The organism is Microcoleus sp. S28C3, from assembly GCF_036700785.1.
GTDB classification, from domain to species: domain Bacteria; phylum Cyanobacteriota; class Cyanobacteriia; order Cyanobacteriales; family Microcoleaceae; genus Microcoleus; species Microcoleus asticus.
Window position 1 is genome coordinate 36069 of sequence record NZ_JAUBPO010000023.1, and the last position, 16587, is coordinate 52655.

12 protein-coding genes are annotated in these 16587 nt (G+C 47.9%); 6 read left to right on the plus strand and 6 right to left on the minus strand.

Annotated features, from left to right (window positions below; genetic code table 11):
• Positions 1 to 71: 71 nt before the first annotated feature.
• The gene (locus tag QUA13_RS09400; RefSeq protein WP_172192663.1) at positions 72 to 1274 is read right to left on the minus strand and encodes a Coenzyme F420 hydrogenase/dehydrogenase, beta subunit C-terminal domain; all 1203 of its coding nucleotides are present in this window, start codon (positions 1272 to 1274) and stop codon (positions 72 to 74) included.
• Positions 1275 to 1594: 320 nt separating this feature from the next.
• Between QUA13_RS09400 and QUA13_RS09405 the strand changes: the two genes are divergently transcribed.
• Positions 1595 to 2155, plus strand: a complete 561-nt coding sequence (locus tag QUA13_RS09405; protein ID WP_333198091.1) for a hypothetical protein — start codon at positions 1595 to 1597, stop codon at positions 2153 to 2155.
• A gap of 135 nt (positions 2156 to 2290) precedes the next feature.
• Here QUA13_RS09405 and QUA13_RS09410 read toward each other — a convergent pair whose 3' ends face one another.
• From QUA13_RS09410 to psbZ, 5 genes are all read right to left on the minus strand, one after another.
• Positions 2291 to 2551 carry a hypothetical protein gene (locus tag QUA13_RS09410; protein WP_333198092.1) on the minus strand — a complete coding sequence of 87 codons (261 nt, stop codon included), beginning with the start codon at positions 2549 to 2551 and terminating at the stop codon, positions 2291 to 2293.
• 168 nt (positions 2552 to 2719) lie between these two features.
• Positions 2720 to 4204, minus strand: a complete 1485-nt coding sequence (locus tag QUA13_RS09415; RefSeq protein ID WP_172192669.1) for a DEAD/DEAH box helicase — start codon at positions 4202 to 4204, stop codon at positions 2720 to 2722.
• A 773-nt stretch (positions 4205 to 4977) separates the two neighbouring features.
• Complete coding sequence (rimO, locus tag QUA13_RS09420; RefSeq protein ID WP_333198093.1) at positions 4978 to 6288, minus strand: 30S ribosomal protein S12 methylthiotransferase RimO; 1311 nt, start codon at positions 6286 to 6288, stop codon at positions 4978 to 4980.
• A 214-nt stretch (positions 6289 to 6502) separates the two neighbouring features.
• A complete protein-coding gene (gene ribH / locus QUA13_RS09425) occupies positions 6503 to 7093 on the minus strand; it encodes a 6,7-dimethyl-8-ribityllumazine synthase (protein ID WP_333193026.1) in 591 nt (196 codons plus the stop codon).
• 220 nt (positions 7094 to 7313) lie between these two features.
• On the minus strand, positions 7314 to 7505 hold the full coding sequence (gene psbZ, locus QUA13_RS09430) for a photosystem II reaction center protein PsbZ (protein WP_015177377.1): 192 nt from the start codon (positions 7503 to 7505) through the stop codon (positions 7314 to 7316).
• Positions 7506 to 7820: 315 nt separating this feature from the next.
• Between psbZ and QUA13_RS09435 the strand changes: the two genes are divergently transcribed.
• From QUA13_RS09435 to QUA13_RS09455, 5 genes are all read left to right on the plus strand, one after another.
• Positions 7821 to 10748, plus strand: coding sequence for a CBS domain-containing protein (locus QUA13_RS09435; protein WP_333198094.1), 2928 nt, complete (start codon positions 7821 to 7823; stop codon positions 10746 to 10748).
• A gap of 134 nt (positions 10749 to 10882) precedes the next feature.
• Entirely contained in the window at positions 10883 to 11338 is a 456-nt protein-coding gene (locus QUA13_RS09440) for a DUF2127 domain-containing protein (RefSeq protein ID WP_333198095.1), read from the plus strand.
• A 580-nt stretch (positions 11339 to 11918) separates the two neighbouring features.
• Positions 11919 to 13490 (plus strand): protein kinase domain-containing protein, encoded by a 1572-nt coding sequence (locus QUA13_RS09445; protein ID WP_333198096.1) that lies wholly within the window; start codon positions 11919 to 11921, stop codon positions 13488 to 13490.
• 521 nt (positions 13491 to 14011) lie between these two features.
• Entirely contained in the window at positions 14012 to 14341 is a 330-nt protein-coding gene (locus tag QUA13_RS09450; RefSeq protein WP_172190920.1) for a DUF6825 family protein, read from the plus strand.
• Positions 14342 to 14455: 114 nt separating this feature from the next.
• On the plus strand, positions 14456 to 16222 hold the full coding sequence (locus QUA13_RS09455; RefSeq protein WP_333193014.1) for an AarF/ABC1/UbiB kinase family protein: 1767 nt from the start codon (positions 14456 to 14458) through the stop codon (positions 16220 to 16222).
• Positions 16223 to 16587: the final 365 nt, after the last annotated feature.

Sequence of the window (16587 nt, forward strand, 5' to 3'; positions counted from 1 at the left end):
TTAGCAGGGTGCGTCAGTTAGCGTTATTTTTTCAATAATCCAACAGCTTTTGACTGACGCACCCTACAAGTTTACACATCTGGTAACTTATACTGCCCCACAATCCGCTTAGCATATTCCGGCACATGAGCCTCTAATTTCTCCGGGTAATTCCGCTTCACGTACAGATAATTGCGAGTGAAATGAGAATCAATCGAAAACCGAGCATATTCCAAACCCTTCGGCCCAATTCTCTCAATAAAAACTCCCATTAACTTCGCCGCCCACATCGGCAAAGTCACCCCTTTTTCATAAGCCGGAATGCTTTGCTGAACCGCTTCTTTTCTGTTTCCCTGAGACATCACGGGCTGAGTATTTAGCTGATCCGTTACTAAATCTAACATCTCTTGCCCGGTGTCATTTCGCACCACAATCCACTGCCAGCCAAAAGGTGCTCCCATGTAGCCCACAACTAAATCTGCTAAAGAATTGACATAATCAAAACAGCTCAAACAAGAAGGAGCAAAAACATCTTTCAATTCCTTAGTATTCAGCCCGAAAAACGGCACTTTTTCTTCCGAACCATCTTCGTGTTTGAAGTGAACGTTAAAGTCTTGCATAAACTCATAAGATACAACTGTTTGGGGAGAACGGCTAGTCGTATCTAGGAATTTCTGCAAGCCTGCACGGCTGACATTATCGACACAGGGAGTTCCCAAAACGTAGAGCTTCTCTAAACCGAGTTTTTTCTCGACTGTTCGCAAGGCTTGAATTTGACAGCCGACGCCAATTACTAACAGCCGCTTCATCCCCGATTTTTCGATTTGTTCTAATACTGAAAGGTTGGGAGAGAGAGTTGGTTTGTTGACTTTTGCTGCGAGAATTTCCTCGCGATTCCTAGCAATAATCGGCATCGGTTGAAAACGGTCTTCTTTGGTATTCTGGACGCAAACAACACCTTCTACAATTCCTTTTTCAAGCATTTCAATCGCAATTGTACTGACGATTCCCGTCCACTGAGCGCCCTCGATCGGCTCTTTTTTCCGAGCAGCCATCATATTTTGACTGACTCCGAAATACCAATCGTCGGGATTGTCGAGATTGCGCGATCGCCCGTGAATCTCTGCTTCTAATTCTGCGATATGCTGTGTTAAGAAAGCACAAGATTCCTTGACATAATGGATGTAATATGTATCGCACAAACCGCACTCGCTGCAAAGTTCTTTAGCGGGCCGGCGGCTACCCGGTTTCAGGGCTTTGGATTTTTGGTGTTTACTAGAATCAGTTGCGGTCATCTAAATTACTTATTTTATGCAGATATGGCTTTTGTTAGGATATCACAGCAATTCTGGTTATTAAGTAGTCGCTCTAATTAAACGTAAAACTTTGTTGGCTATTCAGAAATCCGTCAGGGCGGTATCTCTTGGAACTCCCCTACAGAAACCGGGTTTCTAGGTCTTAGATCTTTGGGGACGAATATCCTTATTTTTTTAGTGCCTCTTAGCTCGGATTTTGTTTGCGTAGGAGCGAATTCTATTCACCCGGGATTATTAGTATAGAATCCGGATCGAGCGGGGGATCGCGCGAATACATTGCCAAATAAAGCTATAAAAAAATGGTAAAAATGTTTGTGATAACAGCCATAGCTGGCATCACGATGAATCTCGCAATTTCGAGCTTAGGATTTGCTGCTTTAGTTCGCCCTGTTCCCGCTATGAATCAAACTGTTGCGACTCTAGAAAGAATGCTCAGCGCGACACAAAAGCCGGTGGCGCTGAACTATTCGCGCCTGGGGATTGGCGGCGTTCGGTTGGGGATGCCTGTAGAAGAGGCAAAACGCAAGTTGGGAAAACCGCAGCGGGACGAAACTAAACCTGCTGGGTCTGCCATCGGCGGCAAGATTCGCACGCTAACCTACTCAGGATTGACGGTAGCAGCATGGGAGGGCAAAGTTTATTTAATGTCTACTACCAATCCCAAGTTTCTGACAATGGATGGTGTGAAGGTAGGAGATAACAGCCAAAAAGTTGTTAAAGCTTACGGTTACGGGTCGCAATCTGTGCAGGGTGGATTGACTCGGTTGATTTACAGCAATGACCAAAAGGCTTCTAATTTGATTTTGGAACTTAAGGGCGATCGCGTGCAAAAAATTATTGTGAGCACGCAGCTAAACTGAAATATTAAACCGCAGTGCAAACATCTCGGTTTACAAGTTTGTAGTAAGGACTTTATTCCTTATTTATTAAGATTTTTAGCCTTTCGGTGAGTTGACTGGAGGGCTTTTTCCTGATGTGCGATCGCCCGAGTCTCCTTAATCCTCTTCATCATCATCTGACAATTTTACCATTTCCTCAGCAACTAGCGTCTGAAAATCCTCTCCGCAGTGAACGTTCCGATGGATTGCAACACTCAGGAACTCTGCTAGAATTTCAGCTTTTTGTCGAGCGCTCAAATCAAGCAACTGAAGCTGAGGGATTAAAGTAATAACATTTTGACACTCAGTACCCAATTCTTCAATTAACGTACTCAGCGTAGAATTAGTTACAGAAATTGTCCCCTCGCTAACTTGCATCTTTACTTATCCAATTCTCAGTCCGCTAGGAGTGGGCTTCGTTTGTTCGCGGTTTCAACCGCCTAGCGATCTCGGATTTGGGATCGCACCATAAAAAAAGTAGAGGTGCGATCGCGATCACATCTCTACAAAAATTCTAAATAAGGTGCACATTGTGCACCCTACCAATTAGCTGTTCTGGGGAACAGGAGCACTCGGTGCTCCAGAAAAAGTCGGCGCTACAGAATTACTTGGCGCAGGAGTCTTAGCCCGTTTCTTGATCAAGATTGGCTTGACGCTGTTTTCTCCACCAATCGGGGGATCTTCTTGTTGAGCGTAATCAGCGCCCATCCAAGCAGGACGGCTTTGGTCGAAAGCCATTTGCAATGCTGCAGCGGCGATCGCGTGGGAGTCGTACTCCTCGGATAACTGAGATACTAGAGGCAAGAAAGATGCCATCCGTTCGCCAGCCAAAGCTTCGCGAACTTTACCCTGCATCTTTTCCAACTGACGAGCTTCTATTTGCGCCCGTGTCGGAATGTTTCGCACCGTCAAGCTCGATCGCACGTGGCGTTCAATCAAGCGCAGTTTGCGGCGATCGACCGGTTGAATCAGCGTAATCGCCGTTCCTTCCCGACCAGCCCGGCCCGTGCGTCCGATCCGGTGAACGTAGCTTTCCACACTGTCGGGCAAATCGTAGTTAATCACGTGAGTCAAGTGATCCACGTCCAAACCCCGCGCCGCGATATCAGTCGCCACTACCCAGCGCACCTGACATTGGCGGAACCGCGACAGCAAGCGTTCCCGCTGTGCCTGATTCAAATTACCGTGATACTCGTCTACGCTGTGACCTGCTGCTTGCAGTTGGCTGGTGAGTTCCGCCGCCGACTGCCGCGTCCGCACAAAAATCAGTGCAGATTCCGGGTCTTCCATTTCGAGAATTGGCTGCAAAGCTCTTGCCTTCGACCAACCGCGAGGAATCATGTACACGCCTTGGCTGATGCGCTTCGGCGTTGCTTTTGGCTGTTCTACGGTGACGTTGACTGGGTTGCGCAAATGGCGCGACACCAATTTCCGAATGGAAGCTTCCATCGTCGCCGAGAAAAATGCCGTTTGACGTTCTTTTGGTGCAGCATCCAAGATTTTTTCCACATCTTGGATAAAGCCCATGCTGAGCATTTCGTCAGCTTCATCCAAAACTAGCCATTTTACCTTGTCTAGTTTCAGGCTGCCGCGGCTGAGCATATCCAATATGCGTCCGGGTGTACCGACAACTACGTGAACGCCGCGCTTCAAACGCTGCATTTGACGATCGATCGATTGACCGCCGTACACCGTCAGAACTTGCAGAGAGCGACCCACTTTTACCGGGCCGTCGCTGCTAATGCCGCTCAAATCGCGGATGGCTTCAGTTACTTGCATCGCCAATTCGCGAGTCGGCGTCAGCACCAGTGCTTGCACCGCAGTTACATCTAAATCAATCCGCTCCAAGATGGGCAACGAGAATGCTGCCGTTTTGCCTGTCCCTGTTTGGGCTTGACCCACAACGTCGCGACCTGCTAACAGGTGCGGAATTGCTTGTACTTGGATGGGAGTAGGTTCTGTAAAGCCTAGTGTTTCCAGATGGAGAACGAGTTCTTCCGAAAGACCTAAGCCTTCAAACAATAAATTCATTAATGCTCCTAATAACGAGTCTTAGCCTTCTAAGTTGCCCAACTCGGATGCGGATTTCTGCTCTAGGGCAGGAACTCATAAGAGTTCTTTATGGTGCTGCGCCTGCGCGCACCTTCTTAAATAGCAATCGAGTATAGGGCAGCTCCGTCGATGGTGACTAAATTTACCAATTCGACAGCCGTCTTTGATTTTGTGACATCACCGATACCAACCGCCAGGGGTCGGGTTATAGGCTTCCAACATTCTTAAAATAGGACATTGGACTTCCTTTGAGGTACTTGCAAGCTTTCCCTCTAGGGCATTTTATAGTGAGGATCATGACCAGCCCCACTTAACTACATAGTAGTAACAGGTTGTTTGGTTCAGGCGCTATCCCGCAATCCGTCGCCTGCGGGATTGAGCAGGGGATGGGGCGACCGTTACCGCCTATCCATCTCAACACTCTTTCGGGATACCGTTGTGGTGTATGGCGGACGGCGAAGCAATCTCAAATTATCCCCGCTTATTTCTGGCTTGTTATCATCATAACTCTTTACATTCAGAAACAAAACATTAAATTCGTTAAAATTTGCCGATGTTCTGTAGAGATTACCGCACCCCGACGGGGAGCGTCGATTGCCAGAGAGGCTACTAAAGGTTTATAACCCCTTTGCTAGATATCTTTGCACAATATTGTACAAACCGTTACTTTTGCTGCACAATCCGCTAATCATTTTTGGCTGGTGTCCGGTTTTTGTTCGCCACACCGCCGATCGCGACTGTTCCAGCAACACTTACACTTGACCGTAGAGGTCGTAGACATCTGCACCAGTAATTTTCACAGATACGATCGAACCCAGCCGCGCTTCTCCTGTCACATAGACGAGTCCATCTACTTCTGGGGAAAATCGGGCGGATCTACCAATCAACTCGCCTGTCTCTGGTTGTTCTTGTTCTATCAGGACATCAACTACCTGACCGACAGACTCTTGATTCTTTTTCAATGATATAGGTTGTTGTGCCGCCATTACCGAATTGCGCCGCATTTCCATTATTTCTGCCGGTATTTGCTGGGGCAAGCTAAAGGCTGGGGTTCCTTCTTCTGGCGAAAATACGAAAACTCCTACGTGATCGAATTCGTGGCGCTTGACAAATTCCAGCAAGTGTGCTGCGTGTTCGTCGGTTTCGCCGGGGAAGCCGACAATAAAAGTTGTCCGCATCACCGCACCGGGAATTGCTGCTTTGAGCCGATCAACTATAGCATCATTGATCCCGGCTTGAAAAGGTCGATTCATCGCCCGCAGAATTTCGGGATGGGAATGTTGCAGGGGTAAATCCAAATACGGCAAAACGTTGGGTGTTTCGCGGATGGCTGCGACAACTTGCGGAGTCAAACCTGTAGGATAGGCGTAGTGCATCCGAATCCAAGGGACATCTACTTCACCCAAAGCGCGAAGCAGTTCGGCTAGTTTCGGTTCGCCGTAGATATCTTTGCCGTAGTTGGTGGTAATTTGAGAAATTAAAATAATTTCCTTTACCCCTTCCGACGCCAATTGCTGAGCTTCCGCGACGATAGATTCGATCGTCCGCGACCTTTGATTTCCGCGCAAGTGCGGAATAATGCAAAATGCACAGCGATAGTCGCAGCCTTCTGCTATGCGCAGATAAGCCACACCTTCCGATGTCGTGCGGTAGCGGGGAGTAGTTTCGTCAGCGATGTAAGTAGGTTCTGAGGAGACGAGGGAAACTCTATCGCCCTTTTCCACCTGCTGCATAACATTGACGATTTTATGATAGTCGCCCGTGCCGACAATTGCGACTGCTTCGGGCAATTCGTCCAGCAATTCCTGCTGAAAATGCTGTGCCATGCAGCCGGTGATGACTACTTTTTTATTAGCTTCTGCCAATTCTACCAAGGTGCGGACTGACTCTTCTCGCGCCGCTTGGATAAAACTGCAAGTATTGACTACAACGTAATCGGCTAATTCTTCATTAGAATCGACTTGATAGCCCGCTTGAGCCAGCAAGCCAATCATGTGTTCGGTATCGATGCGATTTTTTTCGCAGCCGAGGTGAGTAAATGCGATCGTTGGCTTCGTTGCCATGCAGTAATAGTTAGTGTTGCGCTATTTCTAAGAACTTTTTATTATATCACACTCATTTCCAATTAGCAAGATAGTGGTCTAATTTGTCGATGAGCGGCCGATAGTGGAATTTTTACCTTGGGGGCGGGCATAATCACCACCCCACAAGAGTCTTAAGATTTTCCCCGATGCAAATCTTGATGTTTTTTTAGCTTAAAAATACTGCTAGCCGAACTTACAAGGGGATTTGATCGGACGATACATCGGGGGCGAGCGCCAGACTTGGTTCGCCCGACAGCACTTGACCAGCAGACCCACTAGCTAATTGACCGTAAGAGTTTACGCCCAAACCATTAACTTGACGCATTAAAGTGCTCATTTCCAAAGCACTCATCGCATAATTCCAGCCTAAATTGCTTTTAATTCCGGCCCTTTCCAAAGCTTGCTGCATCGTGTCAGTCGTCACCACCCCAAAAATCACCGGCACCCCTGTCTGAAAAGCAGCAGCAGCAATTCCCTTAGCAACCTCACCAGCCACAAAATCGAAATGAGGAGTTTGGCCCCGAATTACCGCACCCAGACAAATTACCGCATCGTAGCGACGAGAAAGAGCAGCTTGACGAGCAATCAAAGGAATCTCAAAACATCCCGGAACCCAATAAAAATCAACTTGATTACCGTGAGGATTGATATCAACTCCGTGGCGTTTCAAACAATCTTGACATCCTTCCAAAAGTTTGTTTACAATCATATCGTTAAAACGACCGATGACTATAGCAAACCGCAAAGATTCTGTTTGAGTAAAAGTTCCCTCGAAAACAGTCATAGTGTTCTAGTTTAGATTTTAGGTTTTAGATTTTAGATTTTTGTTTGTGAGAAGGCAAAAGTCAGAAAGTAGCAGCATCTCATCTGAATCTCAAGTGCAAAAACATACAGGATCGCGCGGTCTGGAAAATTCCTAGCTTCTGCCGAATGCCTTTCAATCGCTGGTGAATGCCTTCATCCTTCTATCTTTTACCTTCTTTATTCGATAGGGTTGGGTGAAATTAAACGACTAAAAAGTTCAATACACCCACTGCAATAACCAGCAAAAACCAGAGACCAGATCCAGCATAAATCAGGGATTTAGACTGATTCCAGTTTTGGGGAGAGGCATAAGCAACTGGCACGCCAACGACCATTACAAAAGACAGCAGTACCAGACCCAGTAAAACGACTTGAAACAAAATTGATAACATCTTTTCTCCTTTCGATATAACCGTGCGTTGATCGGAAATAATTTCCCAGAACCGAAAAAATCTTCCAAATTCTAGTTTTTGACAGTTTCCCGATAGTCGATCGAGAAATTGTCGGTTGATTGATACGAAAGAACCAGTGCAAATTCGGGCGTTGCGCGAACAGGCGTCAGCGGCTCTTGAGATTTCGATCAATTTTATCATTGTTCGCTACACGACAGAAAACTGGAAAGGTTAAGTTAAAGCCCGATCGACACATCCGGTTTCAGAGGGCGAGAAATTGCTACTGTTTGAGTTAGAGATGCGGGATGTTCGACTATGGACTTAGTTTTGTGCCACACAACAGCAGATTTTGACGCCTTGGGGGCGGCGGTGGGACTTTGCGTGCTGCGCCCAGGTAGCAGGATCGTACTTACTGGCGGGTCTCACCCGACGGTGCGGGATTTTTTGGCGCTACACCGCGACGAGTACCCGCTCATAGAACGCCGATCGGTCAATCCCCAACAAATTCGATCGATTACTATAGTTGATGCCTCACAGCGCGATCGTTTGGGAAAAGCCGCCGAGTGGCTGGATTTGCCACACCTGAGCGAAATTGCTGTTTTCGACCACCACCTAGAGGCGCATTCAGACATCCCCGCTACTGTTACGCAGATCGAAGCAGTCGGAGCCAGCACGACATTAATTGTCGAAAAGCTCAAAAATCAAGCAGAAAACAGCGACACACCCTTCCGCCTTCTCCCTTCGGAAGCAACAGTAATGGCCCTCGGCATCCACGTCGATACAGGTTCCCTCACCTTTGAGGGCGCAACTGCGCGAGATGCAATAGCTTTGGCCTGGTTGATGGAACAAGGAGCGAGTTTGGGGGTAATCGCTGAATATGTAGAACCCGGTTTATCTCCTCAATTGCAAGATTTGCTCAGAGAAGCGCTGAATAATTTGCGATCGGAAACTTTGCACGGTTACAGCGTAGCTTGGGTGCTGCTATCTACTGAATCCTACGTTCCCGGACTTTCTTCGCTGGCTTCTCGCTTGCTCGATTTGACTGAAACCGATGCTCTGCTTTTAGGTAATGTTTATAAATTTAGCGAAAACGAAAACAACCGCAACATCGCTCCAGAATCGCCAGTTTCCAATCGATTAACTATTATCGGTCGATCGCGCATCGAAGGAACAAACCTCAGCGAATTGTTCAAACCCTTCGGCGGCGGAGGCCACGCCCGCGCAGCTTCCCTCGCCACCCGCGATGTTGACCCCTTGCTGACTTTAAATCAGTTAGCTGACGAACTCAAAACTCAAATTCCCCACCCTCCGACAGCGCGCGAATTAATGTCGTCTCCCGTGCGGAGTATTCGCCCGGAAACATCGGTGGGGGAAGCTCACCGTATCCTCCTACGTTACGGACATTCGGGGCTTTCTGTGGTCGATGCGGGCGATCGGCTCGCCGGCATTATCTCGCGCCGCGACATTGACATTGCCCTGCACCACGGTTTCAGTCACGCCCCGGTGAAGGGTTACATGACTCCGCAGCTAAAAACGATCGCCCCGGATACCTTGCTGCCGGAAATTGAATCTTTAATGGTGACATACGATATCGGGCGCTTGCCAGTATTGGAAAACGGTCAACTGGTGGGAATTGTTACCCGGACTGACGTGTTGCGGGAATTGCACCAGCAAAAAGCACGAGACAGGGGAAGCAGTGCAAAATTTTCTGATTGTCCCGTGCCAGAATCGGTTGAGCAATTGTTGCGATCGCGTATCAGTCCCGAATTATGGCAATTATTGTCGATCGCGGCCAATCTTGCCCAAGAGCGCGGCTGGCAACTTTATCTAGTTGGTGGAGCAGTCCGGGATTTACTCTTAGCGACCGATGATAAACTGGCGCTAACTGATATTGATTTGGTTGTGGATGGAAAGTGCGGTTCCGACGATTCCGGTGCTGGTGTCGAGTTAGCTTCATCGCTGCAAAAACTATACCCGGGATCGCGTTTGGACGTTCACGGTCAATTTCAAACCGCCGCACTTTTGTGGCACAAAGACTCTCCTTTCGGCTCCCTGTGGGTGGATATCGCGACTGCTCGTACTGAATTTTATCCTTATCCGGCTGCAAATCCTGAAGTTGAAGCGAGTTCGATTCGCCAAGATTTGTACCGCAGGGATTTTACAATTAATGCGCTTGCTGTGCGGTTGGGTGTTCCTCGCAGCGGCCAATTGTTAGATTTTTTTTGCGGTTTGTTGGACTTGGAAGCGAAGAAAATTCGAGTTTTGCACGCCAACAGTTTTATCGAAGATCCGACGCGAATTTATCGCGCTGTGCGGTTTGCGGTGCGGTTGGGATTTGAAATTGAGCCGCAGACGGAAGGATACATCCGCCACGCTTTGGCCAGCGGGATTTATTACCGAATTCAGGGGGAAAACGGGCGAGCTCCGGCTTTGGAAACTCGGCTCAAAAGCGAATTAAAATACATTTTGCAAGCTCCTTACTGGAAAGTTGCTTTGCAAATGCTGGGAGATTTGCAGGCTTTGCGCTGCATTCATCCTAGTTTGGAGTTGGATCGGGAGTTGTGGCGGCAACTGCGTTTGCTCGATCGGTGTTTGCAAGGAAGGAAGAAGGAAGAAGGAAGTTCGGCAACGGATTCTGTAACGGATGTAACCGATGTCAGGAAGAAGGAAGAAGGAAGAAGGAAGAAGGAAGAAGGAAGAAGGAAAAAGGAAGAAGGAAGAAGGAAGAAGGAAGAAGGAAGAGACTATTCCCCATTCCCCATTCCCCATTCCCCATTCCCCATTATCAATATTCCCGATTGGCAGATGCGGCTGGAAGTTTTGATAGCTTATTTAGCACCGGAATATCGCGGCAAGGTGGCTGCAAATCTTCAGTTACCTGCTGACAGCATTAAGCGGCTGGAAGTGTTGGAAGTCGGAAAGAAGCAGTTAGCAGAGAATTTGCCTAAGTGCGAGTTGCCGAGTCAATTGGTGTTGCTGTTGAGGAATTATGAATTGCCGGTGTTAATTGCGATCGCCCTGCAAAGTCCGCGAAGTGCACGCCGTCAAATTTGGGAATATCTCACCAGGTGGGCGAATGTTGAGCCGCCTTTAAATGGCAACGATTTGAAGGCTTTGGGTTATAAGCCTGGGCCTGGGTTTAAGCGAATGTTGGATGATTTGTTGGCGGCGAGGTTAGATGGCGATTTGGGCGATCGGGCTGCTGCTATCTCTTTCTTAGCAGAACGTTATCCTCAAACTTAGTAGAGTGCGTCAGCAGCGCGTTATTTTTCTATAATTGATTAGCTAATTGCTGACACACTCTACTAATTTTTGATTTTTCAATCCCAAACAGGCTAACAAGCCGATCGCACTTTATTGATATTCCGAGAATTAAGGTGAAAAAACAGCGCGCTCCTGGTTTAATCGCAATTGTCCTTTACAAAACTTTTGTGGCTTTCCTCTTGATAGTAACTTCGATCGCTTTGCTTTTTGCACTAAAAAATCATCAAGCCTTGGAGGATTTTTCGGAATCCTATTTATTAGAAACAAAACTGAAGATTGTAGAATTTTTATTAGACAAAGTTCTACAAATCCAGCCTAAAACTTTACTGTTTAGCGGACTAGCTGCCGGAGTTTATGCAGTTTTAACGGTTTTGGAAGCAGTAGGTTTATGGTACGAAAAAGGTTGGGCAACAATTTTAGTTTTAGTGCTAGTAGGCATCAGTATTCCGCCTGAAATTTATGAGTTAGTTGAGGGTTTCACGGTAATTAAGTTAGCGGTATTTATCGCAAATATAGCCGTATTATGGTATTTGCTGCACCATTTGCCGAAGCACGGTAAGGGAGCTTAAAGTTCTGATGCTTCAGAGGAAACTCATTTGACTTAATAAATGTCAGCATCTTCAATCAGTAGGCGATTGACCATTCTATTTGTGATGCCTTTATCTGATAATTTTAAGTTTCAAGATGAAATATTCAACTTTTCGGGCGCATTCTTGAGTGTATTCATAGTGTTTTTCATTTTTAATCATAGTTTCTACGCTCTTTATTTCTCCAAGATGAAGATCGCCATTTATGAATTCACAAAATTGCTCATAAGTCAATATAAAACCTCAATCTTTACAAAAATGGGCAAATTGTAAAGAGTTGCTAAAGTAAGGAGGGGTTATACCCCCCATGAGTTAGAGTCATATTATATAGATGCACCCTGATGGCTTTCCCGTTCCACAAGAGCGGGATTTTTATTGGAAAGCCGTAGCGTTAAGTTTCGCAATACCTACTACAGATAAAATGACGTGGGGATGCAAAGATTAAAGACATAGCAGAGCTAAAGCTAAAACAAGGGCGCAGATCGTCGATCGAACCTCACGCCCAACTCTGCGAAATAACCCAAAGGCGGTAGCATAGTTGGGGAAACGGCATCAACTGAAGATGAACTTAGCGCCAGCAACAGTCCTGCAACAGGGCAAATACACAATTAACGCGACTTTAGGTATAGGAGGGTTCGGCATCACTTACCGAGCTATCCACACCCATTTAAACCAAACCGTCGTACTCAAAACCCTCAACGAAAGCCTGCGCCAACACCCAGAATCTGCCCAATTTCAGCAGCAGTTTATTGCCGAAGCCCAACGCCTGTCGCGGTGTCAGCATTCCAACATCGTCAGAGTAATCGACTTTTTTGAAGAAGCCGGACAGTCTTTTATAGCAATGGACTACATTCCGGGCCAAACTCTCGCCCAAATAGTAGAAACCGATCGGCCATTGCCAGAAGCCCAGGCTTTGCACTACATTCGGCAAATAGCCTCAGCCTTAAGTACAGTTCACCACAGCGGATTGCTGCACGGAGATATCAAGCCAGAAAATATTATCCGGCGAGCCGATTCTCACCTCGTAATGTTAATAGACTTCGGCATTGCCCGAGGCTTTACCGCCGGCACCAAACAAACGCACACTAACTTGCTCTCGCCCGGGTACGCGCCGATTGAACAATACCTCTATGACGGTAAATGTACACCGGCCACAGACATCTACGCGATCGCAGCCACGCTCTACTACTTACTCTCCGGCGTGGCGCCCGTAGCAGCACCCCTGCGCGATCGCATTCCCCTGGCCGAGTTGCGGCAATTTCAGCCCAATCTCAGCCCGGGAATCGAGCGAGCCATCCTTCAGGGACTCGAAATCGACCCCCACAACCGCCCTCAGACAGTGGAAAATTGGCTCACCATGCTGCAAGAAACAGAGCGAGTATCAGCAAACAGAAAAGGCAAGCAAACTATGCGATTGCCTGCACCTCCCCCGCTGCCGTTGACTTTGCTGGCCTTTGTCGTAACGGCTGCAATTGCAGGCTGGATGGGTTTTGACCTGGCTTGGCGCTACAACAGCAGCAGTCTCAGCAGCAATCGACCCCAAATTGAATCCTTCCCATCTCTGGAAGATTTGCTCAAATCCCGCGATTTGTCAGGACCCATGTTCCGGCAGCCGTCTGTCGAAAGCAGCCCTCTCTACCCGATCGAACTCAACAAGCTCCCCAAACCCCCCTTAGAAAGCAGCAACATTCCTGAACCGATCTATCCCTCAGAAACTAGCGCTGAACCTTCTGAGTCCCCAAGCCCGGAAACTCCAGCTCCAGAGCCCGAAGCGGAACCTGAGCCATCCCCGACGCCCGAGCCACAAGAGCAGCCTTCTGAGCCCCCCGTTCCGGAGCCTCAAACCCAAATCGAGCCAGCAGCCCAACCAGAACCCGCACCGGTACCGGAAGTTGCGCCCCTGCCTGCAGAACCGCCCTCCGCACCCGCCCCGCCTGCCCCTGAGAGTGCTAGTCCTGAAACCTTGCCACCCTCGGAATCCCCGCCGCCAGTAATAGCGTCGCCGATCGAGCGATCGCCTGAGCCTGCGATCCCGAGCAACAGTGGCAGCAATTCAGATAGTTCGATCGCACCTTACTCACCACCCCCTGTGGCAGATCCCACTGTGCCTTTTCCTGAACCTGCGACAAATTAGTATTGTTTTCGTTGGTTAAAAGTGCGGACAAATACTTGGTTTTACGATCCAGAAAATATCCGCTCAGTAGTGGAGATAATAATGCTTTTACTAGCCAATGACTATCTCACAAAACCTTCTGTAGAATCGGAAAATTCCAACAGTCGCGGTCTGAGTTTATCCAATATTTCCTATTACCTCTGCCATCCAAATGCCTGCCTAAAAAAAAGCATGACTATTGGATATTGTGATTGAAATTATGTTATAATACGTGCGCGACGCTGAGGTAGTGTGATGTCGTTTATTACTGTTGCCAAGCTGCAAACATTTTTGTACAAAGCAACCCCAACCTCAAATTTCAGCGAATGTCAGCCAGGCTTTTTGGCTGAGCCATTGCGCCTCAGACTGTTCAAACTCTCAAGAATCCCATCCCCGACAAAGGGGTGAGATTGTCCGTTACCCCAAACTTCCTTCCTTTGGGAGCAAGCATCATCGGGGACAAGCAAGCTATAATTTGTTGCGGAAGCGCACAGAGATTTTTTATGAGTAAACCCCCAGTTCATGCTTTTTTTGTAGGCCGAGCACTTGCCGAAGCACTTTACGAGCAATTAGAAAGCGCAGCAACCAACGCTTTCTCTGAACTCGGTAAATTTGACGCAGAACAAAGAGAACGCCTGCGACAGTTCACCGATCGAGTTGTGGAACGGGCAAACAAAGCTGCGGATGAGGCAATGCAGACCAGAACTGGCACTGCAACCACAACCATTCAAGACATTCATCCCGCAGAGCTGCAAGCGACTATTGACGAGCTGCGCGCCGAAGTGGCAATGGTGCGCTCCCAATTGCAGCGCTACCGCAGCAGTTTGCCCTAGCGCTCGCTCCGACCACAACTATTATTTACGACTACGCGAGCGCAAAGCACTGCGCTCCTGCGCTCCTATCTGCCATCAAAGCCAAAACATAAAATAAGCAATTTGGGAACCCAAGTGTCTGCTCTCCTTGATGACTCTGTTAATCGCCAGCGCTCCAAAAAGCTCGCTGGCGCAGGTGATGAGCCAAAAACTGCTGATAAATCCTACAAAAGTAAAGCTTATCGCTGGAATCGCGAAAAATACTCCCGGAAGCGGCGCTTCTTCGACATTTGGGCCTTTGTCTTGCTCTGGCTGGCTTCGCTGTGGCTAGACAGCAAAAATTGGAGCTACTGGGGAGGCGTGACTGAAGAAAAGAAAGTTGCCAGACGCCGCTTTCAAGCTATCTGGGTTCGAGAAACACTCTTGGATTTGGGACCGACTTTCATTAAAGTTGGGCAGTTATTTTCCACTCGTGCCGATTTGTTCCCGGCAGAGTTTGTCGAGGAACTTTCTAAGCTGCAAGATAAAGTGCCTGCTTTCAGCTACCAGCAGTTAGAGGTAATTGTCGAGCAAGATTTGGGCAAGACAGTTCAAGAACTCTACCGCAGCTTTGACCCGGTGCCCCTGGCCGCTGCAAGTCTGGGTCAGGTACACAAAGCTCAACTGCATTCGGGCCCGGAAGTGGTGGTCAAGGTGCAGCGACCGGGACTGCGGAAGCTGTTCGAGATCGATTTGCAAATTCTTAAGGGAATTGCCCGCTACTTTCAAAACCATCCTAAGTGGGGTCACGGCCGAGATTGGATGGGGATTTATGAGGAATGCTGTCGCATTCTCTGGCTGGAAATTGACTATCTCCATGAAGGCCGGAATGCTGATACTTTTCGCCGCAATTTTAGCAACTGTGACTGGGTGCGGGTGCCGAGGGTTTATTGGCGGTACGCGGCTCCGCGAGTGCTGACTTTGGAATACCTGCCAGGAATTAAAATCAGCCACTACGAAGCTTTGGAAGCGGCCGGTATCGATCGCAAGTTAATCGCTCAGTTGGGGGCAAAAGCTTATTTGCGACAGTTGCTCAACGACGGCTTTTTCCACGCTGACCCACATCCCGGCAACATCGCTGTTAGTGCTGACAGTTGTCTGATTTTCTACGATTTTGGCATGATGGGGCAAATCCAGTCGAACGTCCGCGAAGGACTGATGGAGACGCTCTACGGCATTGCTTCTAAGGATGGACAGCGGATTATGGATTCTCTGATCGAGTTGGGAGCTTTGGTGCCTACGGGTGATATGAGTCCGGTGCGCCGATCGATCCAGTATATGCTGGACAACTTCATGGACAAGCCTTTTGAAAATCAGTCGGTGAGCGCGATTACGGACGACCTTTACGATATTGCCTACAACCAACCTTTTCGCTTCCCAGCTACTTTTACTTTTGTAATGCGAGCTTTTTCTACCATCGAAGGGGTAGGCCGAGGTTTAGATCCCGAGTTCAACTTTATGGAGGTGGCACAACCTTTTGCCATGCAGCTTATGAGTAATGGAAATGGCCCTGATACAGGTAGCAGCATTTTTAACGAAATCGGCCGTCAGGCGGCTCAGGTGAGTTCGACTGCTTTGAGTCTGCCCCGCCGGATTGAGGAGACTATTGACAAACTCGAACAGGGAGATTTGCGGATTCGCGTCCGTTCTGCAGAAACAGAGCGCTTGCTTCGCCGCATGAGCAGCGCTCAAATGGGTACGAATTATGCTTTGCTGATGAGTGCTTTTACTTTGTCGGCGACAATTTTGTTTGTTAGCAATCAAGTCTGGCCGGCTGTGGCTGTGGCAGTGCTGGCGGCGGGTGCAGGGTTTGCTCTGCTGCGTTTGTTCAAGCGGATCGATCGTTTAGACAGGATGTCATAATTGTGCAATTTGGGATTTGAAATTTCAGGTTGGAAATTTCTCGCCAGCCAAAATTTGACCTCGAATGTTAAGTTTTGGCTGGCTGACAACACATTGCTAAAATTTACAGCACTTACACGCTTTGACGCTAAAAACCCCCTTGCTTCCTAGATTTCTCGCCAGCTAAACCTCTGATTTTTTGTAGAAATCCTGTTTTTTTTTGCACGTGGTGCTTAATTTACTGGATTTACCGAAATTTTAAGACGGGATTACCATGATATCGATCTACAATATGAGGTCAAGGTAGTACAATTTTTCCAAAACTCGCGATCGCAGGTGGCAGAAATTTCAAGTTCCCTTCGGGATTTAAGTTTTGGAAGAAAACA

What these genes read in the sequence shown, in the direction of transcription:
- QUA13_RS09400 (WP_172192663.1), bottom strand. Translation starts at nt 1,274, where the DNA reads ATGACCGCAACTGATTCTAGTAAACACCAAAAATCCAAAGCCCTGAAA.
- QUA13_RS09405 (WP_333198091.1), top strand. Translation starts at nt 1,595, where the DNA reads ATGGTAAAAATGTTTGTGATAACAGCCATAGCTGGCATCACGATGAAT.
- QUA13_RS09410 (WP_333198092.1), bottom strand. Translation starts at nt 2,551, where the DNA reads ATGCAAGTTAGCGAGGGGACAATTTCTGTAACTAATTCTACGCTGAGT.
- QUA13_RS09415 (WP_172192669.1), bottom strand. Translation starts at nt 4,204, where the DNA reads ATGAATTTATTGTTTGAAGGCTTAGGTCTTTCGGAAGAACTCGTTCTC.
- rimO (WP_333198093.1), bottom strand. Translation starts at nt 6,288, where the DNA reads ATGGCAACGAAGCCAACGATCGCATTTACTCACCTCGGCTGCGAAAAA.
- ribH (WP_333193026.1), bottom strand. Translation starts at nt 7,093, where the DNA reads ATGACTGTTTTCGAGGGAACTTTTACTCAAACAGAATCTTTGCGGTTT.
- psbZ (WP_015177377.1), bottom strand. Translation starts at nt 7,505, where the DNA reads ATGTTATCAATTTTGTTTCAAGTCGTTTTACTGGGTCTGGTACTGCTG.
- QUA13_RS09435 (WP_333198094.1), top strand. Translation starts at nt 7,821, where the DNA reads ATGGACTTAGTTTTGTGCCACACAACAGCAGATTTTGACGCCTTGGGG.
- QUA13_RS09445 (WP_333198096.1), top strand. Translation starts at nt 11,919, where the DNA reads ATGAACTTAGCGCCAGCAACAGTCCTGCAACAGGGCAAATACACAATT.
- QUA13_RS09450 (WP_172190920.1), top strand. Translation starts at nt 14,012, where the DNA reads ATGAGTAAACCCCCAGTTCATGCTTTTTTTGTAGGCCGAGCACTTGCC.